The 24,578-nt window shown below is 53.8% G+C and carries 23 protein-coding genes; 10 read left to right on the top strand and 13 right to left on the bottom strand.

What is annotated here, in order from left to right:
- Window positions 1-137: 137 nt before the first annotated feature.
- The 6 genes from BUE15_RS07210 (at window position 138) to BUE15_RS22475 (ending at window position 3,856) form a co-directional block, all read left to right on the top strand.
- Complete coding sequence (locus BUE15_RS07210; protein WP_073282566.1) at window positions 138-545, top strand: SLOG family protein; 408 nt, start codon at window positions 138-140, stop codon at window positions 543-545.
- A 986-nt stretch (window positions 546-1,531) separates the two neighbouring features.
- A complete protein-coding gene (locus tag BUE15_RS07205) occupies window positions 1,532-2,026 on the top strand; it encodes a M15 family metallopeptidase (RefSeq protein ID WP_244535901.1) in 495 nt (164 codons plus the stop codon).
- Window positions 2,013-2,471 (top strand): hypothetical protein, encoded by a 459-nt coding sequence (locus BUE15_RS07200; protein WP_073282563.1) that lies wholly within the window; start codon window positions 2,013-2,015, stop codon window positions 2,469-2,471. Before BUE15_RS07205 ends, BUE15_RS07200 begins: the two co-directional genes overlap by 14 nt.
- 179 nt (window positions 2,472-2,650) lie before the next feature.
- Complete coding sequence (locus tag BUE15_RS07195; RefSeq protein WP_073282561.1) at window positions 2,651-2,947, top strand: hypothetical protein; 297 nt, start codon at window positions 2,651-2,653, stop codon at window positions 2,945-2,947.
- 30 nt (window positions 2,948-2,977) lie between these two features.
- Entirely contained in the window at window positions 2,978-3,166 is a 189-nt protein-coding gene (locus tag BUE15_RS07190) for a hypothetical protein (protein ID WP_073282559.1), read from the top strand.
- 558 nt (window positions 3,167-3,724) lie between these two features.
- Entirely contained in the window at window positions 3,725-3,856 is a 132-nt protein-coding gene (locus BUE15_RS22475) for a hypothetical protein (protein WP_262987458.1), read from the top strand.
- Between the two features lie 123 nt (window positions 3,857-3,979).
- On the opposite strand, the gene BUE15_RS07180 is transcribed toward BUE15_RS22475, so the two are convergent.
- Genes BUE15_RS07180 through BUE15_RS07165 form a run of 4 tightly spaced genes read right to left on the bottom strand, consistent with a single transcriptional unit; the run spans window position 3,980 to window position 7,290 of the window.
- Entirely contained in the window at window positions 3,980-4,297 is a 318-nt protein-coding gene (locus BUE15_RS07180; protein WP_073282555.1) for a nucleoside triphosphate pyrophosphohydrolase, read from the bottom strand.
- 3 nt (window positions 4,298-4,300) lie between these two features.
- The gene (locus BUE15_RS07175; RefSeq protein ID WP_073282553.1) at window positions 4,301-5,467 is read right to left on the bottom strand and encodes an HNH endonuclease domain-containing protein; all 1,167 of its coding nucleotides are present in this window, start codon (window positions 5,465-5,467) and stop codon (window positions 4,301-4,303) included.
- On the bottom strand, window positions 5,467-6,381 hold the full coding sequence (locus BUE15_RS07170) for a phospholipase D-like domain-containing protein (protein ID WP_073282551.1): 915 nt from the start codon (window positions 6,379-6,381) through the stop codon (window positions 5,467-5,469). Before BUE15_RS07170 ends, BUE15_RS07175 begins: the two co-directional genes overlap by 1 nt.
- A gap of 18 nt (window positions 6,382-6,399) precedes the next feature.
- Window positions 6,400-7,290, bottom strand: a complete 891-nt coding sequence (locus tag BUE15_RS07165) for a DNA/RNA non-specific endonuclease (protein WP_073282549.1) — start codon at window positions 7,288-7,290, stop codon at window positions 6,400-6,402.
- Window positions 7,291-7,467: 177 nt separating this feature from the next.
- Between BUE15_RS07165 and BUE15_RS07160 the strand changes: the two genes are divergently transcribed.
- Window positions 7,468-7,938 (top strand): LexA family protein, encoded by a 471-nt coding sequence (locus tag BUE15_RS07160; protein ID WP_073282547.1) that lies wholly within the window; start codon window positions 7,468-7,470, stop codon window positions 7,936-7,938.
- The gene (locus BUE15_RS07155) at window positions 7,922-9,247 is read left to right on the top strand and encodes a Y-family DNA polymerase (protein WP_073282545.1); all 1,326 of its coding nucleotides are present in this window, start codon (window positions 7,922-7,924) and stop codon (window positions 9,245-9,247) included. Before BUE15_RS07160 ends, BUE15_RS07155 begins: the two co-directional genes overlap by 17 nt.
- Window positions 9,248-9,251: 4 nt before the next feature.
- Here the strand turns inward: BUE15_RS07155 and BUE15_RS21505 are convergent, their stop codons facing one another.
- From BUE15_RS21505 to BUE15_RS07125, 7 genes are all read right to left on the bottom strand, one after another.
- Window positions 9,252-9,440 (bottom strand): hypothetical protein, encoded by a 189-nt coding sequence (locus BUE15_RS21505; RefSeq protein ID WP_139252168.1) that lies wholly within the window; start codon window positions 9,438-9,440, stop codon window positions 9,252-9,254.
- A gap of 500 nt (window positions 9,441-9,940) precedes the next feature.
- A complete protein-coding gene (locus tag BUE15_RS21500; protein WP_139252167.1) occupies window positions 9,941-10,786 on the bottom strand; it encodes a hypothetical protein in 846 nt (281 codons plus the stop codon).
- A 637-nt stretch (window positions 10,787-11,423) separates the two neighbouring features.
- A complete protein-coding gene (locus BUE15_RS07145) occupies window positions 11,424-11,927 on the bottom strand; it encodes a hypothetical protein (RefSeq protein WP_073282541.1) in 504 nt (167 codons plus the stop codon).
- Between the two features lie 56 nt (window positions 11,928-11,983).
- Window positions 11,984-14,992: a restriction endonuclease gene (locus tag BUE15_RS07140; RefSeq protein WP_073282539.1), complete on the bottom strand. Its 3,009-nt coding sequence runs from the start codon at window positions 14,990-14,992 to the stop codon at window positions 11,984-11,986.
- Between the two features lie 5 nt (window positions 14,993-14,997).
- Entirely contained in the window at window positions 14,998-16,980 is a 1,983-nt protein-coding gene (locus BUE15_RS07135; RefSeq protein WP_073282537.1) for a site-specific DNA-methyltransferase, read from the bottom strand.
- Between the two features lie 13 nt (window positions 16,981-16,993).
- Window positions 16,994-17,917 (bottom strand): PD-(D/E)XK nuclease family protein, encoded by a 924-nt coding sequence (locus BUE15_RS07130; RefSeq protein WP_084548886.1) that lies wholly within the window; start codon window positions 17,915-17,917, stop codon window positions 16,994-16,996.
- Window positions 17,914-20,529, bottom strand: a complete 2,616-nt coding sequence (locus BUE15_RS07125; RefSeq protein ID WP_073282536.1) for a UvrD-helicase domain-containing protein — start codon at window positions 20,527-20,529, stop codon at window positions 17,914-17,916. The genes BUE15_RS07130 and BUE15_RS07125 overlap by 4 nt, the downstream gene beginning before the upstream one ends.
- 488 nt (window positions 20,530-21,017) lie before the next feature.
- Here BUE15_RS07125 and BUE15_RS07120 point away from each other — a divergent pair, with 488 nt between their 5' ends.
- Together BUE15_RS07120 and BUE15_RS21495 are read left to right on the top strand one after the other, a co-directional pair.
- On the top strand, window positions 21,018-21,512 hold the full coding sequence (locus BUE15_RS07120) for a Panacea domain-containing protein (RefSeq protein ID WP_073282534.1): 495 nt from the start codon (window positions 21,018-21,020) through the stop codon (window positions 21,510-21,512).
- A gap of 20 nt (window positions 21,513-21,532) precedes the next feature.
- Window positions 21,533-22,009, top strand: coding sequence for a hypothetical protein (locus BUE15_RS21495; RefSeq protein ID WP_139252166.1), 477 nt, complete (start codon window positions 21,533-21,535; stop codon window positions 22,007-22,009).
- A gap of 100 nt (window positions 22,010-22,109) precedes the next feature.
- On the opposite strand, the gene BUE15_RS21295 is transcribed toward BUE15_RS21495, so the two are convergent.
- On the bottom strand, window positions 22,110-24,053 hold the full coding sequence (locus BUE15_RS21295; protein ID WP_139252165.1) for a DUF3732 domain-containing protein: 1,944 nt from the start codon (window positions 24,051-24,053) through the stop codon (window positions 22,110-22,112).
- 24 nt (window positions 24,054-24,077) lie between these two features.
- Entirely contained in the window at window positions 24,078-24,572 is a 495-nt protein-coding gene (locus tag BUE15_RS07110; protein WP_073282530.1) for a three component ABC system middle component, read from the bottom strand.
- Between the last annotated feature and the right edge of the window lie 6 nt (window positions 24,573-24,578).

Genomic DNA, 24,578 nt, shown 5'->3' with positions numbered 1-24,578 from the left:
CGTGGCCTTTGGCGGGCGCGTAGCGTCCGGGCCTCTCCCGAACTTCTACTTAAATATACGTAAAACTTCCTACAATAGCATACCAAAGTAGAACATATTTTTAGCACTACAATACATTTTATTTTGTAACTTAGGATATGAATAATACAGAAAACAGCCCCACTCTACTGGGGCATACTGTGTGGACGGTGGCAGTGGTGGGCAGCCGGGGTATGACGGACTGCCCGGCCCTGCTGACGCGCCTGGAAGCCCTGCGGGCCGGGCAGCAGCTGGGCCTGGTAGTAAGTGGGGGCGCGGCCGGCGTGGATGCCCTGGCCGCCGCCTGGTGCCGCGCCCACGGGGTGCCCGTGGTGGAGCTACGCCCCGACTACCGCACCCACGGCCCGGCCGCGCCCCATGTGCGCAACGCGGCCATAGTACACCGGGCCGGGCTGGTGCTGGTGTGCTGGGACGGTGCCAGCCGGGGCACGCTGAGCGCCGCCCGCGCCGCCGCCCGCCTGGGCCGCCGCTGCGAGTGGCTGGTGGCCCCACCCCCACGCGCCTGAGCCAAGCCGCGCCGAGTGCCGGGCAGGTGCTGGGCCAACAAACCTGAATGCCTCGGCCTGGGGGTTTGGGGGGCGGCCTGAGCACCCCCAATAGACCGGCCCGAAGGGCACCTTATGAGGTGGTAGCAGCCTGTTGAGGGCTGCGGTAGCCGAGGCAATGCAGAGCGGAGCGGAGCATGATGCGGGGGCTTGGGGGCCTCCCCAATAGACACTCGCCGAAGGCACCGAATTGTGGGTTGGCAGAGGCGGGGCGACCAAGCGACGCAGGAGTGCGGGAGGCCGGCCGGGGCGGTGGGTTATTGGTAGCGGAGGCCGGGCACCGGTGCGGGGGCTGGTGGGTGGCAGCGGGGCCGGGCCGGAGCGTGGGACGGTCGGCAGGCACGGCAGTAACCTGAGTGGGCGCGGGAGGTGGAGCGCGGGGCGGGGCGCAATGACTGGCGCGAGTGGCGCGCAGCAAGCATAGTGAGGGAGAAGCGCAGGTACGGAGCGACGAGGGAACGAAGCGCCGCGCAGCAGAACGAGTAGAGGGAATGAAGGCCCGGCTGGCGCGGGCAGGGGCTTCGGTAGCGGAGGCTGGCCGCCGGGCGGTGGGTTTGTGAGGCAGGTCGGCGGTGGGACGAAGCGTGGGACGAACGGTGAGCAGGCTGGCAGGCGGTGCCTTTTGGGGGTGCGGCCTGACGGCCGGCGGAGAGGTGGTAGCCGACTGTCGGGGCCCGTTATCAGGGCCTGGGCGGGCGGCGTGGGGCGGCACGTACCGGTAGCAGCTTCAGGGTATCGGGAGGATGCGCAAGGGATAGGAAGGGGGGCGACGCAGGAGCCCGTGCGTCAGCACCGGAGCGTAGCGGAGCCCTGGATAGCCCGACCCGAAGGGGTGCGCCCGAAATAGTACCATTTGAGGCACTCAGCCGACAGTTGTAAGCATTGGGAAAAGACAGGATTATTCATCTACTTTGATACATAATATCAAATCCTTTACCTTCTACTTTATGACACAATCGAGCACAATGGTGAAAGAGCGGCAAGTACCGCGTTTAAACGCGGTGCAGGAGCAGCGGCAGGTGGTGCGGCTGGGGCAGGCAGTGCCGTATCTGGCGGCGGCTTACCGGCAGGCGCTCGGGCGCTGGGTTGGGGACCCGGTGTTGCGGCTGGCGGGGTTGCCGTTTGTAACGGAGTGCTACCGGAGTCCGGAGCGGCAGGAAGAACTGTATGCGCAGGGCCGCACCAAGCCAGGGCCGATTGTGACCTACAAGCGCGGGGGGCAGTCGAACCACAACCTCTCGCCTACCCCGGCACTGGACGTGGCCTTTCTGCTGGCCGACGGGTCAGTGTCGTGGTCAGGGCTGCTGCTGAGCAAGTTTGCGCGGCTGATGAAAGCGGCCGACGCGCGGGTGGTGTGGGGCGGCGACTGGGTGACGTTTAAAGACCGGCCGCACTTCGAGGTGCTAACCAGGGAGCAGAAAGGAGGTGATGGACGTGGATAGTCCGATACTGGACAACTGGGGCGTGGTGACGTCGGTGGTGGGCGGCGGGGTGGCCGTGTTGCTGTATTTCGTGAAGAGCTGGCGGGATGTGGAGGAGCTGAAGGAGCACCGCCGCAAGCAGGAAACGCAGACGTCGGTGCTGGCTGAGAAGGTGGACAGCTACCACACGGCCGCCGTGGCGCGGGAGGCCAAGCACCAGCAGGCCTACGAGCTGAAGCTGCAGGAGCACCGCTCAGAGGTGCTGCGGGAGCTGGGCGTGGTGCGCAAGGAAGGCGCCGACGCGGTGCTGCGCCTCAACGAGAAAGTGGATGCGCTGGATAAGCTGCTGACGGTGATGGTGGAGCGACAGAACCAGCTGCTGGACGCCTCGCGGCGGCAGGAGTCGCGCAATGAGCGGATAGACCGGGTTCTCTGGGCCCGGAGCCGCGACGGGCCGGATGAATAGCAGGAGGTGGTTGTGCAGCAGGCTGCTGCAAAATTCATCAGTTGGCTGGGGGCTAGTCAATCTTGCAACAGGTTGTTGCAAGATTATAGGGGACACTTCGCAATGGGTATTTGTGCAACAGGCTGTTGCACAATTGGCAGAGGAAGCAATGATTTTCACCTTTTCAAACATATGAATCTATGGACCAGAAACTGACAGTTCTCGACCGGGTAACGCTGCCCACGCCCCGGTTTTTTCGGAAGGTGCGCACAATTGGAGCGGCTTTGGCGGCGGTGGGCGGGGTATTGGCTACGGCCCCGGTGGCGCTGCCGGCGGCCGTGGTGGCGCTGGGCGGCTACCTGATGCTGGCCGGCTCGGTAGCCGCGGCGGTGTCGTCGGTGGCGGTGGACCCGGACACGGTGCCGGTGCGGGCCGATGGGCGCACGGCGGCTGAAGTGCGCGACATTGTGGAGCGCGGGGACGCGGCTTCGCTCTAGGCTTCTCTCCTACTCTTTTACTTCGTTTTTATGGCAACAAACCCTCCTACCGGCGACAATGCCCGCAAAGGGGCCGTGCGTAAACGGTCTCAGACTTTTAACCCGGTGACCAAGCAGTTTGTGAAGCGCGACGCGGAAACGGGGCGCTTCCTGGACGTGAAGGAAGATGGTAAGCCGTTCAAGGGGGTGCGGAAGGAACGGAAACGACGACCTTCGTAGCAAATGCTGGTAATAAGAACGGCCACCAAACAGGTGGCCGTTCTTATTTTCGGGCTGCAGGCCCGGATAGTGTGTGCGGGCTGCAAGGGCAGGTAACTTGTTTACTGGCTAACCTCACACCTATTGCACTGGAAGCCTGGCTTTGCGGCCGGGCTTTCTTTTTGCTGCTCATTACTTGGGCTACGAAAGCCTTTCGGTCAGAATCAAGTCAGCAGCGGAATACTCATTATAAGCCAATATATCTACGGTGGCTAGGATGAACGCAATGGCGGTTGGCCAGATGATACACGGCCCAATCAAATGCCTGTCAAGAGAGAGTATGGTTTCAAAAACACGCTACAGCTTCGCTGAATGGCTATTTATGGCCAGTATAAGGGTTGTTTGTCAAATGCCCGTCAAATGCCTGTCAAGTGGTTTTCAGCAGGTGTGAGCTTGTGGGCTATTCCTATGCGGTGCTTGCTAGCGGCGTGCTCCCTGCTTACCGTCTTCAACTACCAATTGAAGCATGCGGCTTTTCAGAGTAGGAAACCCCTGAGTGAGCCAGAAGTCAGCTGAAACGTGGCCGCCACTCATACCCCCACCCTGGTAGCGGGGCACGTAGGGCCGGTGGCCGGCGACTGGCTCCTCTCCTACCAGATTGTGGTACAGGAAAGCAAGCAACTGGTCGATGGCAGCGGGGGAAGTGGGTAGTTGGAGTGTGGCGCAGACATACTCTAGCTCCTGCCAAAGAGCAGGGTCGCCCCGTAGGCCCCACTGGTCAGGGGTAGGATGAAAGATAAACTGCAGCTGTGTCGGATTCATCAGCGGGTGGGATTATGGTAGAACTTCAAGTAGCCTGAGTTGCTTGGTGAAACCGCCTCGCTCCTGCCGACGCTGGTGCTGGGCTGCGCGCACGTCGGCAACCGTAATGTTGTGGGTTTGCATCAGGGCATCCAGTACCTCCAGCACGTCGGCTAGCTCAGTGAGTAGTTCCGCTGGGGGCGCGGCGTGTACTTCCTGGGCCTCTTCTACCAGCTTGGCCCGTAGCGCCTGACGAAACTCTGCCTCGTTCATGGTTTCGGTGCGGCACTGGCGGCCGGACTGGGAAATGATGGCCGGGATATGGTCGCGGATGAGCTTGTTATATTCCATAGGCTAGAAACGCTGGACGTAGCGGGCGGCGGCCACGTCGTTGATGAAGTGCACCGTGCGCGAGGCTAATTGAGCGGCAAAGTTGGGGCCGGGTGTCAGGCCAGTGAAGCGTAGGGCGGCGTCCTCGAGCATGACCTTGTGGAGCGTGGCGGACTGCTGGTAGGCGGCGTAGGACTGGGCCAGCAGCGGCTCGGCGGTGGTCAGGCGCTGTAGGTCAGGTACCCGGTCGCGCTTGGTGTGCTGGTTGAACTGGCGGTCGACGGGCAGCAGGTTCCAGAGCTCGTTGACCGGATACACGGTGAGGGGCAGCAGGTGGTCGAGGTCGTAGTGCTGGGGCTGGGTCAGGGGCTTCTGCGTCCAAGGGCAGACGAAACGCACGTTTTCGTGGAGCAGGATATCTACTTGGTTACGCTCCCACGTCAGGGGGCGGCGGTTGTCGGGGCGGGCGGTGAGCAGGGTGTAGACCTGGCCGCGGGTTACGAGTTGGCCGGCGTCCTGAGTGACGGTTTCGGTGAAGAGGCTCCACTCGTGCAGACAGAGAGCTTCGACGTAAAGCGAGAGGCGGTGGAATGCTTCCCACAGGGTAGCGGAAACAACTAGGCACACATCCTGGGGGCTGGTGCCGGGCAGAGTCTGGACCTGCGGGGGCAGTTGGTCGAGGCGGGCGGGCTTATCGAAGACTGACCAATGCCCGGGGCCGGCATACTTGATGGGCATGAGCAGGGCCTTGGCGGCGGCGGCCACAGCCTGGGTGTAGGCCTGCTGCAGCGCGGGTGCATAGGTGGCCCGGCGGCGCGGGGTGCGCATCTCGGTGAGCAGGAAGAAGCCGTCGGCGGATTGGGCCGGCAACTGCACGGTGGCCTGCCACTGCTGACGCAGTTGGGTGAGAGCTGGGCGGAAGGAAACGTCGTTGCGGAGCTGGCCGCCGACCAGGGCTCGGGCGCCTTGGTAGATAGGCTGAGCATCGTCGGCGAAGGGCCAGTAGTAGGCCGTCCATAGCTCGGCCAGGCGTGCGAGGGGCACGGCCACGGGCTGGTCGGTGCGGGCAAGGTCGGGGTAAAGTAGAACGAGGTCGTTGATGGCCCGGAGCAGGGCTATTTTGTAGCTGGTGGTTTTGTTGTCGTGCTTGAGGATGGTGGCAATGGCTTGTTCGCCGGATATGAGAGGCATTAGTTGCGATAGTCAGCTTTGAATGCCTGAGTAGCTAGCAGAAAATCTGATATTTCAGTTAGCATCTGCTTCTTCTCGGCGAAGGTGAGCTTGTTGAATACTTTGGCGGATAGTTTGACTTTACGGACGGCCCGTACCTGATCATACACACCTCTGCCGCCACGCTGAATCAAATAGCTGTAATCTTTCAATTTGTAATGCTTAGAAGACTTAGCGGCAAATCGATCAGCTTCACTACTTGAGACGATGCCTTGTATAGCTAATTGGATAGAAGTAAACATGCTTTCTATCTCAATCGAGAATGTGTTCCCTACGGCTCGAATAGTCATTCCCACATCGTTGCCTTCCACATAGCTATTGCGGTCAATGTTGGCCCTTAAATAATCAGCGAGGATAGCCCCAAACTCCTTTTCCTGAAATTTCTTCTCTTCCCAACTCAGTGCTGAGGGTGCAACCGGTGATTCAATAGATTTAGCCTTGTTTAGAGGAATAGGAGCGTCCACTTCATGCGGCGTGATGAATTGCGCAACAAACTGGCGTAACTGGGCGAGTTCTTCAGGAGTTTCCAACTGCCCTCCGATTTCGATGGAGTTGCCGATTGAACTGCTCAGCAAGTTTAAAGAAGCAATGATACCCGTCGTCTCGTTGAAATAAAGCTTTGCGTGTAGGTTGGGAATCAAACGAGGGGTAATACCAATGCTCTCGACCTGCTCCTTGCTTTTCAGATTCGAGGATTCATGCCGGATGTAGAATGCAATATTGACGCCCCGATTGCGCGCAGCTACTAAGGCACTGGAAACTTGCTTGGAATATGAAAGGTCGACGTAAGGTGAGACAAGAACTAGCTCTTTCTGAGCTTCTAAAATAACGTCTAGCAGCTGGCCACTGATCTTGTGAGAGGGAAGAATCTTCATTTATAAAGTGAGGGGTATTTAGTTGGTAGGGCCGTTATCTATTTGAGCTTCGATGGTTTGCTGGGTGCTGGTGGCAACAGCGGAAAGCAGGTCGAGGCCGGTGGCTTGCTCTATGGCATCAACGCTGACGCGGTACTGGCCCCAATTGGTGTTGATGGAATTATCGTTGGGTGTGTCGATGGCAATGACGCGGGTGCTGGTGCTGACGCGGGTGGCGTCGTCGGTACCGGTGGGCAGGATGACAATTACTTTCCAGAGACGGTTGGGAACGGTAACGCGGCCGTTATCGAGAGTTTGGGTGAGGGTGCCGGTGGAGCCAGTGCCGCCACGGCCGTAGGAGCCGCAGATGATGTAGACCTCGTTGCCGCTGCTGAGGAACGAGCGGGTGTAATCTTCCAAGTTGGCCCACGTCTGCTGATTGTTCCTAGGAGCTTGGGGCACCATATTGGTCATGAAGAACGTAGCCGAGTTGTCGGGCACGGTGTTGGTGCGGTCGGCGCTGGGACACATGTGGCCGCGGTCAAAGCCGGAGCTGCTGTAGCTGTTGACCTGGACCTGATACCAGCCGGCGGGTAAGGTATTGTCGGGGCGGAAGTCGTCTTGGCGGGCGGCGGAGCCGCGCCAAGTGGCGTCTAGGTGCCAGCTCACCCAATTGGGGATGCCCCGGTCCCGGTGGTAGCTGAGGGCGTATTGCGGCTTGCTGAGCAGGTAATTGGTGGGCTGGGTGGCGTCGGGGGTGGCGCCGCTGGGGTTGCCGAGCGTTAGGTGCTCGGGTAGCGGCTGCGCGGGCGCGGTAGGCGTGGTCGGGGTTGTGGGCTGGGCGGGGACCGGGTCTTTGGTGGTGGAGCAGGCTACAGTAAATAGACTCAGGACGCACCAAACTGGCAAATAATAAGCGCGGAATTGCATCAGGCGGAATGAAATAAAATACTACTCGAAGGTAGGTATTTGCTACTTGAGAGTGGATTGCAGTATGCAAGCAGACCGCATTTTTCTGCACTGCAATACACTAAATTTATTAGTTTATGCAACTAAATTGATTAGCACACACTATACTTGCCGATACACTCCTAGCAACACATCTGTATGTCGGACCTGACCTTAGTATTTGGAAGCCTGCCGCCGGAGCCGCTGTGGGTGCCTGTAATTGACTTTCAGCTGCCTTGCGGCTTCCCCTCTCCTGCCGATGACTACCAGGTAGAACTGATGGATCTAAACCGGATTTTCTTTCGGAATCCAGACTCTAGCTTTCTGGCTCGCGCCACCGGGGAGAGTATGACAGGGGCCTTTATCCATGATGGGGACTTGCTGGGCATCGACCGGAGCGTGACGCCGCGGGACGGGGACGTAGTAGTGGCGTGGGTAGATGGGGCCTACACGGTGAAAACCTTGTCGAAACGTCCTAATGGGGTGCGGCTGCTGCCGGCGAATCCAGCGTATGAACCGGTGGACATTAAGTGTCCGGAAGAAATGCGCGTTTGGGGCGTGGTGGTGCTGGTGCTGCACACGCTGGTACACGAAAGCCGTTTGGGTTTGAGCTATGTTCGCCCTAGTTGATTGCAATAATTTTTACGCTTCCTGTGAGCGGGTATTTCGGCCCGAACTGGAAGGTAGGCCGGTGGTAGTGCTTTCAAATAATGACGGGTGCATCATTGCGCGGTCGAACGAGGCGAAGGCGCTGGGCCTGAAAATGGGTGAGCCGTACTTCCAGGTGAAGGAGTTGCTGCGGCAGCATGATGTGGCCGTGTGCTCCTCGAACTACGAGCTGTACGGAGACATGAGCCGGCGGGTGATGTGGTATCTGGGCCAAGTGGCACCGGAGCTGGAAGTGTATAGCATTGATGAGGCGTTTCTGAACTTGTCGGGCATGACGCGCTACCTAGGGGACCTGACCGAATACGGGGCGCGGGTGCGGGCCGACGTGCTGCAGCGCACGGGTATTCCGGTGTGCGTGGGCATGGCGCCGACTAAGACGCTGGCGAAGCTGGCAAACCGGGTGGCTAAAGCCAACAGCAAGGTGGCTATGTCGACGCTGGCCGGCAGTGGGGTGCTATGCCTGGATACGGATGACAAGCGGCAGGAAGCGTTGGCGAGGGTTGGAGTGGAGGACGTGTGGGGCGTGGGGCACCAGTACGCGGCCAAGCTCTACGCGGCCGGCTACCGCACGGCGGCCGACCTGGCAGCCTGCCCCCTACCCTGGGCCCGGAAGAATCTAGGGGGCGTGGTGGGAATGCGCCTAGTGCGAGAGCTGCAGGGCTATCCTTGCCTGAGCATGGAACCGAGCGAGGACGGCGGCCAAGCACGTAAGTCTATTGCCTGTACCCGGTCGTTTGGCAAGCCGGTGACAGAGTTTGAGGACGTAATGGGCGCGGTGGCTACGTTCGTGTCTAGGGCGGCGGAGAAGCTGCGGCGGCAGGGCTCGGCGGCACGGGTGCTGACGGTGTTTGTGAGTACTAACCGGTACGGCAACGAGCCTCCCCCCTACACCCGATCGGCGCTGGTAACGCTGCCAGTGGCCTCCGATGATACGCTGGAGCTGGCCGCGCAGGCGCGGCACCTGCTGGGCAAAGTGTGGCGGCCGGGGACGCTCTATAAAAAGGCTGGGGTGATGCTGGACGGGTTGGAGCGGGCCGGGCAACAACAGTTAGGGCTATTTGAGCAACCGGCGGCCGTGAGTGTGAGTGGCAAGCGTGCGGAGCTAATGGGCACGCTAGATGCGCTGAACCGGCGGTTTGGGAAGGGTACGGTGATAATAGGCTCGGCCAGTGTGCGGAAGGGTGCGGGGGCAGATTGGGCGATGAATCGGGAGCAGAAGAGCCCGGCTTATACGACTAGCTGGGGGGAGTTGTGGCGCATTAATCTATAAAGGATTACTGCTGCCCTGGAGATGGAGCAAGTAAAGGCTCATCATTGTCTAGCTCATCTACAACTTCAGAATTACCTGATATAATATGTGGGTGTTGAACCAATACTTCATTCATCTGTTCAAAACGCTTGCTAAACCATTCTCGCATGGCCGTAACTCCTGCTTTAGCTTCGCTGTCCATGAGTGCAGTCACAGGGCTGGTGACAGATAGTGAATTAAGCTTCTGGTTTCCGATTCCCCACTTCTATCTTATAGCTTGCTGAAATAAATTTGATTCCGGGCCAACAGCAATTGGCTCGGCTGAAACTTGCCAGATAGTTTTCTCTATCATTTTTACCCTCTTTTTCTCGGCATTTATACAAGCATTCGAATAAAATTATAATATATTAATAGTAAAAAAATATTGTTTTTTTTTAAGATACTGTTTTGGTGTTTTTGGAGCTTTGAAAGACATGGATCAAAGGTCTTGTCCTAGGTATTAGTTGAATTATCCATGCTGACGGAAAATATTATAATTCGTTGTAGTGGGAGGATTTATTAGTTGTCTCTTGTTTTTTGCCATTCTTGGATAAGGCTGAGTATTTGACAATGAATTTTACCGCGTTTTAAGTGAGGCACCTTTGCCACCATAGAAAGTTGTGGGCATTTTTTTCTGAGTTGATTGAGAGGAGGCGAGTCTGACTATAAGGTATGTTATTTGTCTTGGCTGATAAATGGGTATATAACGTGAGGGAATATCATTGGGGTATGAACGCGCAGCTCATTTATTAATGAAAGTATTTTTGTGTCCTGAAATTTACTTTCGTCTTGATCCCACATCTGTTGCATAGACTCCTCAGGTAGCCAATTGTATGGGGGTAATATGCACATATTTCTAAGGTAAGAATGTAATAGGTTCTTTCTCGTTTCATCCATATCTGATCTTTTTATCGAGTCAATAATATTTTCATATCGTTCTCTGATATATTGGGATAACCAATCGAAATTTTCGAGCATTTTCCAATAATCATCTAATTTTTCGATCCGGATTCCGTTCCATTCAAACCCAAGGTTCTTCATTAGTTCCCATGTGCCTGGAATCAGCTCTTCGGGCGTCTGATTCCATTGATGAACTTGTTTGATGATTTGATTGATTGATCTAAATGAAGGTTCGTGTATACTAATTTCGTTGCCAAGCATTACTATTGATTTATAAATTATATCAAAATCATTTTGTTGTCTTTCTTTTACATTTTCTAATTCTAATGATTCCCATTGTTTATTATTTGCTTCTAATTGTTGCTTGAATGAAAAATATACAATTATCAATCCAGTAAGGTTTAGGAAAGGCCCAGCAATACCACCTATTGTATCACCTATTTGACCAGTATTGCTGAAATCTATACCTGTACTAAGTTGTGTTAAGACAATAGGAAGTAAAAGGGAGATGAATGAACCAATTAGGAGTGTCGCTCCTACAGGGCTCGTAATAATTTTTTTTACATGATCCATTATTCCTTCTTTTTTACGCGGGTTTTGCTGACTTTCTGTTGATTTCATTGCGTGAATTTTACTTCTAGAGCTGACCATATTTGATTTGCAGTTTGCTGAGTCAATTTTCTTGACTCAGCCTCTAAATTGCGAAAGTGAATTTCATTTTGACAAGTTGGCCAAAGCCCAGTACTGAATCTTGTGAGGTAAACCACCTCCGCCTCGATGCGTTCGAGTAGGTGTTTTAAGTCATTTATAGATAGGGTACTTGTTGAAGTAGGTGAAATTTCGCTTAATAAATGAGGGAAGGAGAAGACGTGTAGAGTGAGGTCGGTGCCGGTGGGCGGTGGAGTAAGCCACTGGTAGCCGTGGTAGCCGTTTCTTGGGCTTTTGCGGGAAGAGTTGCCACGAGTGAGGCGGGTGCCCATGGGAGTGGTGGCTAGGCCGACGTACCGGATTTCGGGGCCGGCGGTGGCTACGTAGATTTTGGGACCGGAATTGGCTGCGCTGGAATTACGAAAACCCCGACACGGGGCAGCGTTGCGCTGCACCGGTCGGAAGGTGTTGGCAGTGTCGAGCACAAAGACTTCGTGCACCCACTGGAAGTGCTGATCAGTGAGGACCATGATTCTGGCGCGCTACAGGGCGGTTCGTTGGCAGAAACACTGTAGAGTTGTGCGAATGTCATTAGCTCCAATGGTCTCTATCACTTTATATAGCTGCCTAAGTGAGAATTGAATAGCTCATCCACAGTAGAAGTACTTAGCTTCTTAAGAAAGGATAATTTACTGTAATTCCTGTGCGTATGGCCTAATACTGATATCCTATTAGCCAGCGTTTGTACAGCAGCCTGCTGATAGTAACCATTGCCGGTGTATACTCTCAGCAAATCATTGTTATTTAGAACATTTCCCAGAGCCACATTCATTAACCAAGCAGTACCAAGACTTGCCATTAACAACTCATCATCATTGTTGGATATTAACCCTTTGTCCTTCATCACTTTTATACTACCCACTTCAATTACATGAGTCAAGATATTATTCACCTCACTATCCGCTTCACTATTTGCACCGTTGAAGACAGTTTTTTGTCCAAACTTTCTTAGAAGGCCGCTGATAATTTTAGATATAAGCTGCTCGAGCTCTACTTGTGAGACTTTATTCTGCGTTAGTTCTTGAGCTTTGGCGATAACCTGTGCAATTGCCATTTTTATGAAGTTTTTTTGTTGAATATGATCAAAAACCCAATCAAGTACTCGGGCTGCTACAATGCTCCTTGCTCGGCTACCTGGGAGGGTTCCTGCCAGTTAGGTACCTGGTCGGTGATTTGGCGGTAGTCGATGTTGAGGGTTTGGTAGTAGCGTTCGGCACAGGTGATTTTGAGTTTTTCGTGCTCAAAGCGGAGGGCAGCTTTGTCCATGGAGCCTTTGGTTTCGCGGACTAGCTCCAGCTTGGTGTTTTTGTCTTTGTCCTCGTAGACCACGCCCCAGTCAGGGTTGTAGTTGCGGATGATGCGAGGGAGTTCAACGGTGTATTTCTTGGGAAACTTGAAGTAGAAGAGCACCTTTTCGTGGTCTTTGATTCGGTTTTCCACGAAGCGCTGCTCTACGTCGGAATCAATCTGCACCTGGTCGTAGATGCTGTTTGCGCCGGCTTCGATTAGGCGGTCCTGCACGAACTTGGGCTCGATAGGGAACAGCTCGTTTAGGTCGGTGGGTTTGTCGCCGACGATTTCGAAGACGATGTTGGCGGCTACCTCTTCGGCCAAGGTGTTTTTGATGACGCTGATAAACTTCTCGGTGAAGCCTTCCGGATTCTTGATGCAGGCCGTTTTCTTGTCGGGGGTGAGGATGTCGAAAATGGCCTGAATGGTGCGGCGGGTGAGCTTGGTTTCCTGAGCGGCGCGGCCTACTACGTCGAAAACGGGGTAGGTCTCCTCTACTGCTACCGTGGTGGTGAGGGGGTTGGCTACGGCGCCCAGCTCGGAAACGAAGCGCAGCGGGCGGACCTGCGTTACCTCGTGGCCGTTGTAGAATTTGAGGCGGGGATTGTAGGCGTCAGAGGTGATGGTTTCGACGCGGAAGTCCTGGAGGAACTTCTTGAAAGTGGTCTTGTCGCCGAGGTAGCCGTCAGGCACTACGTTGAACTCGGTGGAGCCTTTCTCGTTGCGGGTATTGATGGTCTCTACCCGCAGGCGCGCGCCCATCAGGTCGGCGGAAACGAGGGTGATGGTGACTTCTGTTTGGATGAACTGACCCTTGCTAATGCTGATTTTCGGCAGCGGGAAAGTGGTGGCTTGTAGCTTGTCCTGGCACTTTTTGATGAGCTGGGCCTGGTCGAACTGAATGGTGTAGCGCACGTCTTTGTGGAGGCGGGCCCACATCTGTTTGAACTCCTGGCGGCTGAATACCGCATCGTTGCGGTGGACGGTGCTTTGGTGGGCCTTCGAGGGCTTGGGCGGTACGTCGCTGTCGGCGTACTTGCCTTCGCTGATATACTCTTTCTGCAGGCCCTGGACGTAGGATTCGTAGCTCTCGTTGGCAATGACCTGGAGCACGTTGACGCCGGCGTCGGCGGTGCGCTGGCCGGATTGATCAACGGCCAGGCGCATACCGCGGCCGATTTCCTGGCGCTTCTTGCGCTCGGAAATGGTTTGGTTGAGGGTACAGATCTGGAAGACGTTGGGGTTGTCCCAGCCTTCTTTCAGGGCAGAGTGAGCGAAGATAAAGCAGACTTTGGCGCCTTTATCGGGGGTGTTGGCGGGGAGCGTCAGCAGTAGTTCCTTGTTGCGCATGATGAGCTGGAAGGACTCGCGCTGGGCCTTCTTGGCGTCTTTGTCGCTGCCGACGCTGGCCTCGTCTTGCTCAACATACTTAACCTCGTTTGACTTGCCTTTGCTGTAGGAGGCAAAGTAGGCGTCGCGCACTTCTTCAGGGGCAAAGTCTTGAAAGTAAGGACTGGTCTCGGCAGCTAGGCGGTATTCTTCATCGAAAATCTTTTGGATGATACCGCCGTCAATATAGTTGCGTACCCGGTCGATGAAGAACAGAGACAGGACTTTGATGCCTTTGGGCAGCAAGGTGGCCTGGCGCTTCATGTGCTCCCGGATGGTCTGGCGGATTTGGGCGCGGAAGACGGCGGGGCGGGAAGAGCCGATGGTGGAATTAAGCGGAATCAGGACCTCGTTGCTAAACTCAATGTACTCGTCGCCGGGAACGGCGGAAATGTTGGTAACAACATAGTCTTCGTGCTCGGGCAGGTTGGTGAAGCGACGCAGGTTCTGGCCCAGGCGGATGGTTACCTCGGTGGTTTCGCGCTGGCCGTTGCGCTGCAGGATGGTTTGCAGAACGGCGGTGGGTTTTTCGCCGGCGCGGGTTTTGACTTCCAGGAGGGCTACAAAGCCTTCGTTGTAGTTGTCGTTTTCGGTGATGCCGGCTACTTCTACTTTCTTTACCAAGCCCTGGCGGAAGGCTTCCACGGGAGTGAGACGGTAGAGCAGGTTAGGTGTGGTTTTGTGGGTAGCGGAGTAGCGGAAAGCGACGAGCGGCCGGAGGGTGCGTAGGGCTTTGCGGGCCGTGTCGGAGTCCATGTTCTGCGGCTCATCGAGGATGAGGATGGGCCGGGTTTGGGCCAAGTACTCATAAGGCAGCAAGGGGCTACCGGGGAGCTTATCGGTGGGCTTGTAGAGGTTGTTGGTCTTCTTGTTGAAGGAGTCGAGGGTGATGAGCATGATTTCGCAGGCGGGGGAAGTGGCGAACTTCTTAACCTGAGGAATATTGCTGCCGTCGTAGTCGACGAGGTGGACGATGGGCTTGTCGTAAAGGGCATTGAAGTGGGCGCGGGTCATTTCAAAGGTCTTCTTGACGCCTTGGTAGATGGCCACGCTGGGCACTACGATGATGAACTTGCTGAAGCCATAGGTTTGGTGCAGCTGGTAGATGGTACGCAGGTACACGTAGGTTTTACCAGTACCGGTTTCCATTTCAATGCTGAAGGACGGGTAGCGCACGGCGTCGAGGCCGAGTAGCGTCTCCCCTTCCTCAACTTCCAGCTCGCGGTTGCGGGGCTGGATGTGGTTGTCATCCTGGACGATTTGAAGGTTGTCGAAAAGGTCTGGCTCCCACAACTCATGGGCTTCAGGGAGGTTGGGAATGATTTCGAGGGCATTCATGCTGAAGTTCTGGCCGAACTTGCCTACTCCCTCGAACAAGCGCACGGCACTATTGACGGCCGTGAGCTGGTAGCTCTGGTCGGGGTTGAATTGGATTTTCATACCGACTAGACCGTCTTTAGTTTGAGTTTGTCGTCAAGGCGGATTTTCTGCAGGTCAGTAAGGGACGAATCCAAGCAAATGAATATATCCTCCTCTCCGATGGCCAGTGCCTCCACGGTTTCGTCCAGCAGTTGCGCATCGAGGCACAGGTAGAGCGTGTTTTGGTTGAAGTCGGAGGTAATGGCTACTACTTCGTTTTCGGGGTATTGAGGCTGGGGAGTTTGAGTGCTGTGAAGCGGGAAACCTTCGAGCAGCATTAACTCGGTGGTGAGGTCTGGCTTGGTCCAGTTGTCAACCAGTGGCTTTTCAGTGGTTTGTTGGAATGATAAAGAGAGCTGAGCTACGTTGGTGCCGGAGTAGGTTTGGTGGGAATTGAAATTTGATTTATTAAGCTTATACACTTTGAAGCCGAAGTCTCCATCGATTTTTTTGTCATTATATTCTTTTGCAAAATATGCTAATCTTTTTTTGCAAATTTCATTAATATAACGATATCCTTTTTGATACGCTAGAGATTCTGTAGGCACGTTTTCTGGTAATTGGGTTAATATATATTGCACCTTCTTGCCTTTTGCTATCAAATTATATATAGCGTGGCCAACAGTGCCAGATCCAGCAAAGAAGTCCAAAACAATATCTCCGTCATCTAGTCCCATGTCGCAGATATATTGTATCAAGTCTACTGGTTTGGGATAGGAAAAATACACGCCGACTTTCTCTAAATCCGAACGGGTTTTTTCAGTTGTCGAGAAATTTCTCAAGACAGATAAGATATTTTTTGCAGCAGCACGTTCCTTTCTGTAATACACGACTCCCTTATTAGACAGGTAGAATGTTATACTTCCATCTATTTCCTCTATGGGCTGGAATCCTGAATTTATGAACGTTCTTAGTTTATTTGCATTGGCCCATCCAGCGAAAACCTTGCATGGATTGGTGAGTTGTCCCTCCTCAATAACCATGTCATTTTCCCTGATTGGGTATGCGTACCCATATTGATTCGTTATTTCTCTTGTTATGTATCCTGCCTCCTCAACATCAGCAAAAAAGCCAACTGAAACTGCAGTAGCAGCAAGGTGAGTAGATTTTGAAGCGCAAGGGAAGCCAACAGGTAGTTCAATCCATGATGGTGGATTAGCAGGGCCATTTTTAGTTATAGAATTCTCGGCGAATCCCCTCCACAAATTACTTTCTTTTCTTGTGTTTGGATCTACAATATGGGATAAAGTGTTTTCAACATTTGTTTTCTTGTAGCAAACAATATATTCATGGTTAATTTTGACTTCTAATTGGTTGTCTGTATGGCCTTCGGAATTCCAGATAAATGTAGATATATGATTTTCTTCACCAAATATCTCATTCATCACTAGAATTAAGTTGGCTATTTCATTGTCTCCGATAGACACGAATACAACCCCATCTTGAATCAATAATTCTTTAGAAACTCTTAGTCGTGGGTATATAAAATTCAGCCAATTGGTGTGATAACGACCTTGTGATTTTGGATTAGCTACTAGCAGACCACTCTCGTCCTTTTGGCCTGATTTCACTAGATAATCATCTATTGATGATTCAAATTTATCTTTGTATATAAAATCCTTTCCTGTATTATATGGCGGGTCAATATAAATCATTTTTATCTTCTCATCATATGCATGTTTAATCAATTTTAGTATTTGTAAATTTTCTCCTTCGATAAAAATGTTTTGAGTATTATTAGGATTAATTCCTTCGTTTGAGATATAGTTTAAAGTGCTGCCTACGGCTTTTTTAAGTGCGAGACGTTTAATATCTGCCTTGCCAGGCCAATTCAATCCAAAGTATTCTTTAGACTGTTTATCCTCCTCACTGTCATCAGACAACAGGTTTTGTAGTTCTTCGACGTTCAACTTTCCATCCTGAAACACTTCGGGACAGAGGGCAAGGAGCTTTTCTTTCAAGAAGTTGGGCTCTATGTTGGCAGAGAAGGGGACAATTCGTTCACTCACGGTAGTAGGGAAATTAAATCAGGTCGTCGATGTCGGCGGGGGGAGCAATGCTCAAGTTGGTACTCAGCCATTCGGATTGGTCGATGGCGGTACCGTAGTCGTTGTAGAAACCAAACTCGTCGGCCGCCGTGGTTTGGTCGCCTTCGGCGTAGGCGCGGTAGGCGTTGCAGGAAAAGCGGGAGTCGCAGTTGATGCAGATGCGAGTGGCGTAGAGCGTGCGGCTGCCAGGCACGCGCTCCTGGAGGCGGCTGACGGGTGGGGGCGCAAACTGGCCGCCCTCAATGGCTTCGACGGTTTGGGTGAACTGGATGATGGTTTGTTCCAGCGTCTGTTGGTCGAAGGGAATGGTGAGTGCGGGATTCCAGCTGGCCAGGGCAGCGTCGATTTTGGCGTCGTCGCCGGTGGTTACGGCGTCGCGCACGGCTTTGGGAAAGGCCGTGGCGATGATGCAGGTTTCGTGTAGCTCCTGTTGGCGGAGGGTTTGCCAGATGTGGGCATATACGTTGAGCTGCTGCTGGTACAGCTCGATGTTGGAGACAACAGAGTCGATGTCGTGGGTTTTGATGTCGTACATCACCGTGCGGTCGTTGTCACGAATGATGTCGACGACGCCCTCGATGGTGAAGACGGTACCGGTGCTGGTGCGCTGGTTGGGAAGGGAGAGGCGCACCTCCGTCTGGGTAACGGTGGTGGCTACTTCGGGCAGCTTGCGCCAGTACATGAGCACCTGCTTGAGGGCGGCCTCCTTGACGTCGGGCGAAATACGGCGGCCGGATTCGAGGGCCAGGGTTTCGTAGTTGCGCTCGAATCGTTCGAGAATAAGTAACTCCAGCTCGGAGGCTTCCTGCTCCAGAGCCAGAAGGCGCATTTGCTCCCGGATTTCCTGGTCGCGCTTGAGTAGGTCGGCCTTGATTTGGGCGGCGGTGCGTTTGATCATACGGCCAGGGTAGCTTGCGCGCGTTTCTGGATGAGGTGGTGGTGCAGGTCTTCGATGGTATAGTGAACTAGGGAGCCGAAGAACTGGGTTTGGGAGCGGGAAGGTACCAAGCCGTAGCGCCGGAACACCATATACTGCCGGGGGCACCGCTCGTAGAGTAGGTAGTCGGCGGTGTAAGAATAGGCTTTGGGGGGCTTCTCCTCGCGGTGCGGGTTAGGCTGGAAGGCGTTGACGTCGTAGGTGGCCGTGGTGGGGAGTTGGGCGAGCATGGGCCGGAACTCCGCGTTGATGTAGTTGCCGGTGGCCTGGTAGCGGCCCAGGATCATGAGGCTTTTGGCGCGGGACAGGGCCACGTAGAACATGCGAGCCACGTCGAAGCGAGCCATGCGGTCGAGGGGCTCTCCGTCGGAGGGTACGAGGGCACGGATCGTTTCCTCAACGGGGCCGGCGGGGCGGGCGTCTTTGCGGAGGTTGGGTACTACGACAACCGGGAACTCCAGGCCTTTGGCTTGGTGAATGGTGAGGAAGGGAATGCGGCCTTTGGGGAACGGGTCCTCGGCATTCTCGAACTCGGATTCGCTGCGGCGGTAGATGCTGTAAAGGAAACTCATGAACAGCAGGCGTTGGAACCGGTCGTCGTTGAGGAAGGAGGCCGAAATAACAATGGCGTACATCTCCATGAAGCGCGAGAGGTACTGCGAAATGAGGCCCAGGTTGCAGATGGGGCCTTCGTCCTGGCCGGACTCGGCCAAGTCGTACATGCGCTTGTAAGTAGGAAAGCCGCCCAGGCGGTAGAACAAGTCGAGGATGGTCCAGTCGAGGGCGGTGGAGCGGTTGATGATGTCGCCGAGCTTGAAGGGCTCCTTGTCGCCGTCGTTTCGCTGGAGGCGGCGGCGCACCTGGTTGGTGAGGGCCACGCTGTTGATGGCCTTTTGGGCTTTAAGCGAGAGGCCGCGGGTGCGGTAGAGGGCCTCCTTCATCTGGTCGGGGGCATACTCAGCAGTTACGTCCCAACCGTTCGCCTCACAGGTGGCCAGCAGAGCGCGGTAGTCGGCCACTACCTGGGCTACTTCCTGACGCTTGGCGTCGAGGTAGCGTTTGAGCTGGGGTTCCTGACGGAACAGGGCAGTGACGCTGGCGGCACTGCGGTCGAGCCAGGCGAAATACTCGGTGTAGTCCTGGGAGGTGAACGGGCCCTGCTGGGGTTTGCCGAAGACGTGCAAGAATGCCCCGAAGATGAGCGTGGGCTCGTCGGTATCAAGAAAACGGCCGGCGCGGGGTGCGTATACCTGAAGGCCTACGGCTTCGAGGGCGTTGCGCATCCGGTTGACCTGGGGACTATTGCGCAAGGCCGGAAAGAGAAACGCAATCTGGTTGGGGTCGTCCACTTTGCCGGCGTCGAGTAGCTCGCGCACCAGTGCGGCTATTTGCGCGGACACGTCGTCGGGGTGGCCGGCGGGCGTGGTTATGACCGAGGGCTCGGTATCCTGGCTGTAAGGCTGAATGTTTTTGTCGTGGACGCGGTAGAATTCGCCGGGCCTTCCCTCCTTCTGCCAGCTGTGGCGGGTGATGTAGTCGGTATAGAACTGGACTACCCGGTTACGGGAGCGGTAGTTGGTACTGAGCGGAATCTTGACGGGCTGGCGCTGCAGGTAGTGTTGGCAGCGGGCGGGAAATTCCACGAAGTTTTCGACGGTGGCGCCGCGGAACCGGTAGAGGGCCTGGTCGTCGTCGCCGACGACGCAGAGGTTTTGGGAGCCGGCAGCGAGTTTGAATACCAAGCGCTCCTGAATGAGGTTGGTATCCTGGTATTCGTCGATGATGATGTGGCGGAAATACTGCTGAGAGGCGGCATTGGAAACAACTACATCGTAGGCCTTTTGCTGCAGTAGGGAGAAGTCGGTGTAGTCGAAGCCTGCTTGCTCGGCCAGCAGCCCGCGGTAGCGGGCGTACATGCGCAGTAGCATCTGTACCTCGGCGCTGGGAGCCTGGTCCATGACGACCTGGGGGTCAATCATTTCTTCGCTGAGGCGTCCGAAGAAGCCGAGGACGTTTTGGACGGCGTTGTGGCGGGAGCGGCTGGGCCGGTTGGCGTCGAAGAAAGTGTTGATGGTATGGTTCTGGACTTCAGGCTCCAAGTCCGTCAGCTCGGCAGCTTCGATGAGCTGCTGCCAGTTGCGGCGGCGGGAGACGAAGAAGTAGGTTTCCAACTCATCCATAACCCGCAGGGGGCGGCCATTGCGGAAGTTGGGATTGAGGTTGCGGTCCTGGATTATCTTCTGACTCAGCGAGTGGAGGGTCCCCACGTACATATTGGCCAGGTCGTAGGGCTGGCCGGTATGGTTGGTGACTTGGCCGAGGTAATTTTTCAGGCCTTCGCGCAGCTGGTGGGCCGCCTTCTCGGTGAAGGTGCTGAGGAAGATATGCTCAGGCTTGACGCCGTGAAAGACGATGAGGTTGAGGGTGCGCCAGAGCAGGACGCGGGTTTTACCGGAGCCGGGGCCGGCAGTGAGGTATAGGGGGCCGTCGATGTGACGGATGGCCTGCTCCTGCTCGGGGTTAGGCGTGAAGCCAGATTCAGCCCAGAGGTCTTCTAAGGTTAGTTCAGGCATGAGGTGCCTTATGGTTTATTGTGATTAGCTGAATGCCACGCGAATAGGTGTACTATGGCAAAAACGCTATAAATGCTGGATAGGGCGAGGCACGGACAAAATGCCGGTCCGTGGCCTGTAAATATACTTTTTGGTTTGATGAGATGCACTAGAATGCACATGTTCTAGTGCGGGAAAGACATGAGAAAGGCCTCGTGAAACACGAGGCCTATATAGGTGGCGCAATGAGAGAAGGAAATGAGGTTGATAATGGCAATAAGACAGTGTGTATACCGACTGGTATAGGCATATATTGGGTATACTCTTTGCTTAAGCATAGATAGTTGGGCCGGCAACCCCTCTTCCTGACTAAGGTGTGGGAAAGAAAAAGGCTACATTGATCCTTCATTAGTCCGGCTCGCTCGTAAAAGAAATTTTTGCCAAATTCCTAGGCACTCAGCTAAGGTGATTAGTGTTACCTTTGCAGTCCCAATTCAAATATCATCCCCATGGATTCTTACAACGCTAACGTATTGGATGTAGCTGCTTGGATTGTCCAAAAGGCTAAGCAGGACGAAGAAGCGGGCGACTTGATGACTCATTTGAAGCTTCAAAAGCTTCTCTACTATGCTCAAGCTTGGATTATGGTTTTCACTGGCAAAAGCCTTTTTGAAGACGAATTTGAGGCTTGGACGCATGGACCAGTATCGCGCAGGCTATGGACTGCACTCACTGGTGCGGGCCGCGCTCCAATTGAAGAAGTACCAGATGGGGATGCAGATAGCATAACTGATACTGAAATCACAGAAGTATTGGATGATGTCTGGCTCATTTATGGCAGCAAATCAGCTAAATTCTTAGAGAAGCTTTCTCATGCTGAACAGCCTTGGCTTATAGCACGTGGTGATCTGCCGTTAGAAGCTCCTTGCCAAGTTGTTATAGAAAAAGAGAATATGCGTAACTTCTATGAGCAGCTTAATCGAACTGCACAACAAGCTAATTAAGATTTTTACGTTGATCTGACGTGGCTAAGAAAAACCGTCTCTCACCAAAAGTTGCTGAGCTGGATGAGGGTACCCGCATCCATTTGCCCGCTAATGCAATTCAGGTTATTGGCTATAGTGATAAAGGCAACAACGCGGTAGCACATCCTAGTTTACGTTACTACCAATCTTCTCATGAGTGCTTATCTGATTGGCCTGCTGGTAACCTCAAAGCTTTTAGCAGCTTTATTGAGCGAGTAAGGGAGCAGACTTGGCAACAGATTTATCAAAGCGGTGGAAAAGGCCAGAACAAGGCTGGACTTGGTTACACTCAGCATAAAGACAAATCTGTCCTTCCTAATAAAGGATTGGTGGCTGGACTAGGACCAGATGTGAATTTGATGCTTGATATGTTCGAACTGAGAGTTACTCAGCGAGCACGCGTACATTGCTTTAGGCAAGCACATTTCATGTTCATAGTATGGCTCGATGGCAAGCATGAGGTATACGAGGAGTAAACCCGGTGACACCAAAACGGCTCCTCGAATGAGGAGCCGTTTTTATTTCTTTAGTGCTGTTTGTATAAATGAGTTGAGCATATTTTACGGACTTAGTCTATCAACCAGTAGCATTATTTAATAACCAATCCGCTGGAATCAAAGCATTACCGTTGTTCCAAGGGGATTCCACCAAACTTTCCTGAAAGCGTTCGTCTTCCAGGTTTGCGTGCTCAACGACTATTATCTGGAAATTGGGGGATAATTCGTCGGTTACTTTGAACAGCAGTTCGAACATTCGTGCAACAGCCTGAATATCGCCACCCGCCGCGCCGGAATTGCCGTCAAGACTCTTGTAAGCTTCCTTTGTTGGAAAGTAGACTTGTGAGGGTTGGTCTATGCAGAGGAAATGAGGTACGGGTCGGCTGCGGCTGATAAAGAACTCGTGCAGGGCCAACAGGGCAATAAGGTGGCAACCTAACCAGTTTTCGGCACTGCCCATGCGAGCCATTGGCGTAGGGCCGTCGTGGGTATCGGCCACAACAGTTAGCTTTTTTATCTCAAGTCTGTGGGGAGCACCAGCATATTCCAACCCAAGGAACGCCGCCCATTGTGTCATGGAAGTTCCAATCAAAGTGAGAACGGACTCGAGGAGTGCGCGCTCCTCTTCCGGATCAAGCTGCGCATTTAGCTCTTCAACGATACGCAACCCGTTGCTGATACGGGTTTGCAGATTAGAATCGGGGGATAATGCAGCTACGCTTTCTAGATAAAGGCTGATTCGACCTACCACCCGGCCAATTTCTGCATTTTGCTCTCGTAGACGTAAAGCAGCCGTTTGCTGGCGACTCAGAGCCACTATTCGTTCTTCAGCGGCCTTGATGCTCGCTCTTATCGTTTCGAGTTGAGTTCGTAGAGCTGCCAAATGTTGTTGAAGCTGAGGCCGCTCACGTTGGACTGTTGAAAGTTGAGTCTGCATTCGCTCGAAAGCAGATACCAAGGCTGCCACAGAGGGAGGCACTTCATCTAAGTCGGATGAGCACACAGGACATTGGTGCCCAGAATCCTCATTGTCTTTGAATACTTTGATGACGCTCAGCCGAGCGGCGTGGGCAGTAGCAGCATCCTGGTAATGGGTAGCGTTACCTACATGCGCTTCTGCTTCTCGAATTTGCTTGCGCTTATCACTGAACTGAGCATTTAGATCTTCAAGAAGTGCTTGCTCCTGAGCAAGAGGGCTTTCCGCTACACCAGCAGTTGCTTTTGCTGGTGTCCAGTTGTTGAGGCGGCGAAGAACAGGAATTAGCTGGTTGTCCGGTATTTGCTCATTTACCAGGCCTACGGCACGGGCTTCTTCAACAAACGTGCGTGCCCGCTGATTTTGACGATTGGCTACAGCATTCGCTTCTGCCTGGCGGTTTTGCAATTCTTTTAGCAGCTTCCGCGCTTGGTTCAACCGGTCACTTAACCCTAATTTATCCTCACGTTGAGCACCCAAAAAATAGGGCAATGTGAGGCGAATATGCCGAAAATTAGAATCCTCAGATTGTCGCCAAAACAGCATTTCGCTGTTAGTTGTCAGACTTTGATTTTGAAAGAGGTAGTATCTGGTGTGGTCAAAAGTGGCCTGAAAAGTATCTGCTGAACTGCCATTTAAGGGCGTTGTCAAGTTAGGGCCAATGCCCAATACTCTTGACAGGTAGGATACAACGGCAGAATCGTTGGTTTCGGGCCTGAGGTCAGCTAATGAGGGCGGTGTGACAGTGGCTCCGGCAAAAATGAAAGCCTGAGACTGTGAGGTTGCTGGCTTAACAGGCGCGGGCTTTGCAATAAAGATCTGCGAATCGTGCAGTTGTAGAAGCACTGCATACCATGCCACTGTATCACGGATAGCGCCGTTGGGAACATTGAATGTTGAGCGGCCAAGGCAATAATCCAAGATGTGGATGATAGATGACTTGCCAGTGCGAGACGCTCCAGTGATAATGTTAACAGCTCCAAGACGGAAGGCTATTTCGCGCTGCCGACCGTCATGGTGATATAGGATGATGGATTTGATTTGCACGGACAGAAAGAAAAATAAAGATTATCAAGCGAGCTGTACTCCCCAAGCGGCTAGAATTGCTCCAGCATTACCAGAAATGCCAAACCATCTACCTAGGAAAGTTGCTCGTTTTAAGCATTCGAGCGTATCTGACGGACTTGGTGGCGTAAGATCGGTGAGTTTGATTGGAAGGGCTAGAAGTAAGCCGTCACCACTTAACGCCAAAACTTCATGTTGCATGGCAAACAGGAGGCTTTCTCTAGCAACTGGTACCATCGTAGTCATGCGCTTCACAAGACCGACCCGCATTTCCTCGTGGTCTTGTATCCAAGCATGGAACTTCGCGGTGGTACTCTTGGGTAAGGCCTCACGGGTAGCGCGGTGCAACACTAGCGGCAGCACCAAAAAGGTTAAGCCGAAATCCATTCCTCGCCCGGCTTTCTCTTCAAATCCAGCAATGGCATGATGCAATACCAGCGCGCAAAACGCAGGGTTGAATAGATTAGCTAGTTCAGGGGGACGCTGCTGCCAGGGTAACATCGAGAG

It is taken from the genome of Hymenobacter psychrotolerans DSM 18569, assembly GCF_900142395.1.
Lineage (GTDB): Bacteria > Bacteroidota > Bacteroidia > Cytophagales > Hymenobacteraceae > Hymenobacter > Hymenobacter psychrotolerans.
Note: the sequence above shows the minus strand (reverse complement) of the source record. Positions and strands in the feature narration are given on the sequence as shown.

What these genes read in the sequence shown, in the direction of transcription:
- BUE15_RS07120 (WP_073282534.1), top strand. Translation starts at nt 21,018, where the DNA reads ATGGATTCTTACAACGCTAACGTATTGGATGTAGCTGCTTGGATTGTC.
- BUE15_RS07160 (WP_073282547.1), top strand. Translation starts at nt 7,468, where the DNA reads ATGTCGGACCTGACCTTAGTATTTGGAAGCCTGCCGCCGGAGCCGCTG.
- BUE15_RS21500 (WP_139252167.1), bottom strand. Translation starts at nt 10,786, where the DNA reads ATGAAATCAACAGAAAGTCAGCAAAACCCGCGTAAAAAAGAAGGAATA.
- BUE15_RS07165 (WP_073282549.1), bottom strand. Translation starts at nt 7,290, where the DNA reads ATGCAATTCCGCGCTTATTATTTGCCAGTTTGGTGCGTCCTGAGTCTA.
- BUE15_RS07145 (WP_073282541.1), bottom strand. Translation starts at nt 11,927, where the DNA reads ATGGCAATTGCACAGGTTATCGCCAAAGCTCAAGAACTAACGCAGAAT.
- BUE15_RS07190 (WP_073282559.1), top strand. Translation starts at nt 2,978, where the DNA reads ATGGCAACAAACCCTCCTACCGGCGACAATGCCCGCAAAGGGGCCGTG.
- BUE15_RS07155 (WP_073282545.1), top strand. Translation starts at nt 7,922, where the DNA reads ATGTTCGCCCTAGTTGATTGCAATAATTTTTACGCTTCCTGTGAGCGG.
- BUE15_RS07205 (WP_244535901.1), top strand. Translation starts at nt 1,532, where the DNA reads ATGACACAATCGAGCACAATGGTGAAAGAGCGGCAAGTACCGCGTTTA.
- BUE15_RS07110 (WP_073282530.1), bottom strand. Translation starts at nt 24,572, where the DNA reads ATGTTACCCTGGCAGCAGCGTCCCCCTGAACTAGCTAATCTATTCAAC.
- BUE15_RS07195 (WP_073282561.1), top strand. Translation starts at nt 2,651, where the DNA reads ATGGACCAGAAACTGACAGTTCTCGACCGGGTAACGCTGCCCACGCCC.
- BUE15_RS07175 (WP_073282553.1), bottom strand. Translation starts at nt 5,467, where the DNA reads ATGCCTCTCATATCCGGCGAACAAGCCATTGCCACCATCCTCAAGCAC.
- BUE15_RS07200 (WP_073282563.1), top strand. Translation starts at nt 2,013, where the DNA reads ATGGACGTGGATAGTCCGATACTGGACAACTGGGGCGTGGTGACGTCG.
- BUE15_RS07125 (WP_073282536.1), bottom strand. Translation starts at nt 20,529, where the DNA reads ATGCCTGAACTAACCTTAGAAGACCTCTGGGCTGAATCTGGCTTCACG.
- BUE15_RS07180 (WP_073282555.1), bottom strand. Translation starts at nt 4,297, where the DNA reads ATGGAATATAACAAGCTCATCCGCGACCATATCCCGGCCATCATTTCC.
- BUE15_RS07130 (WP_084548886.1), bottom strand. Translation starts at nt 17,917, where the DNA reads ATGATCAAACGCACCGCCGCCCAAATCAAGGCCGACCTACTCAAGCGC.
- BUE15_RS07210 (WP_073282566.1), top strand. Translation starts at nt 138, where the DNA reads ATGAATAATACAGAAAACAGCCCCACTCTACTGGGGCATACTGTGTGG.
- BUE15_RS07170 (WP_073282551.1), bottom strand. Translation starts at nt 6,381, where the DNA reads ATGAAGATTCTTCCCTCTCACAAGATCAGTGGCCAGCTGCTAGACGTT.
- BUE15_RS07140 (WP_073282539.1), bottom strand. Translation starts at nt 14,992, where the DNA reads ATGAAAATCCAATTCAACCCCGACCAGAGCTACCAGCTCACGGCCGTC.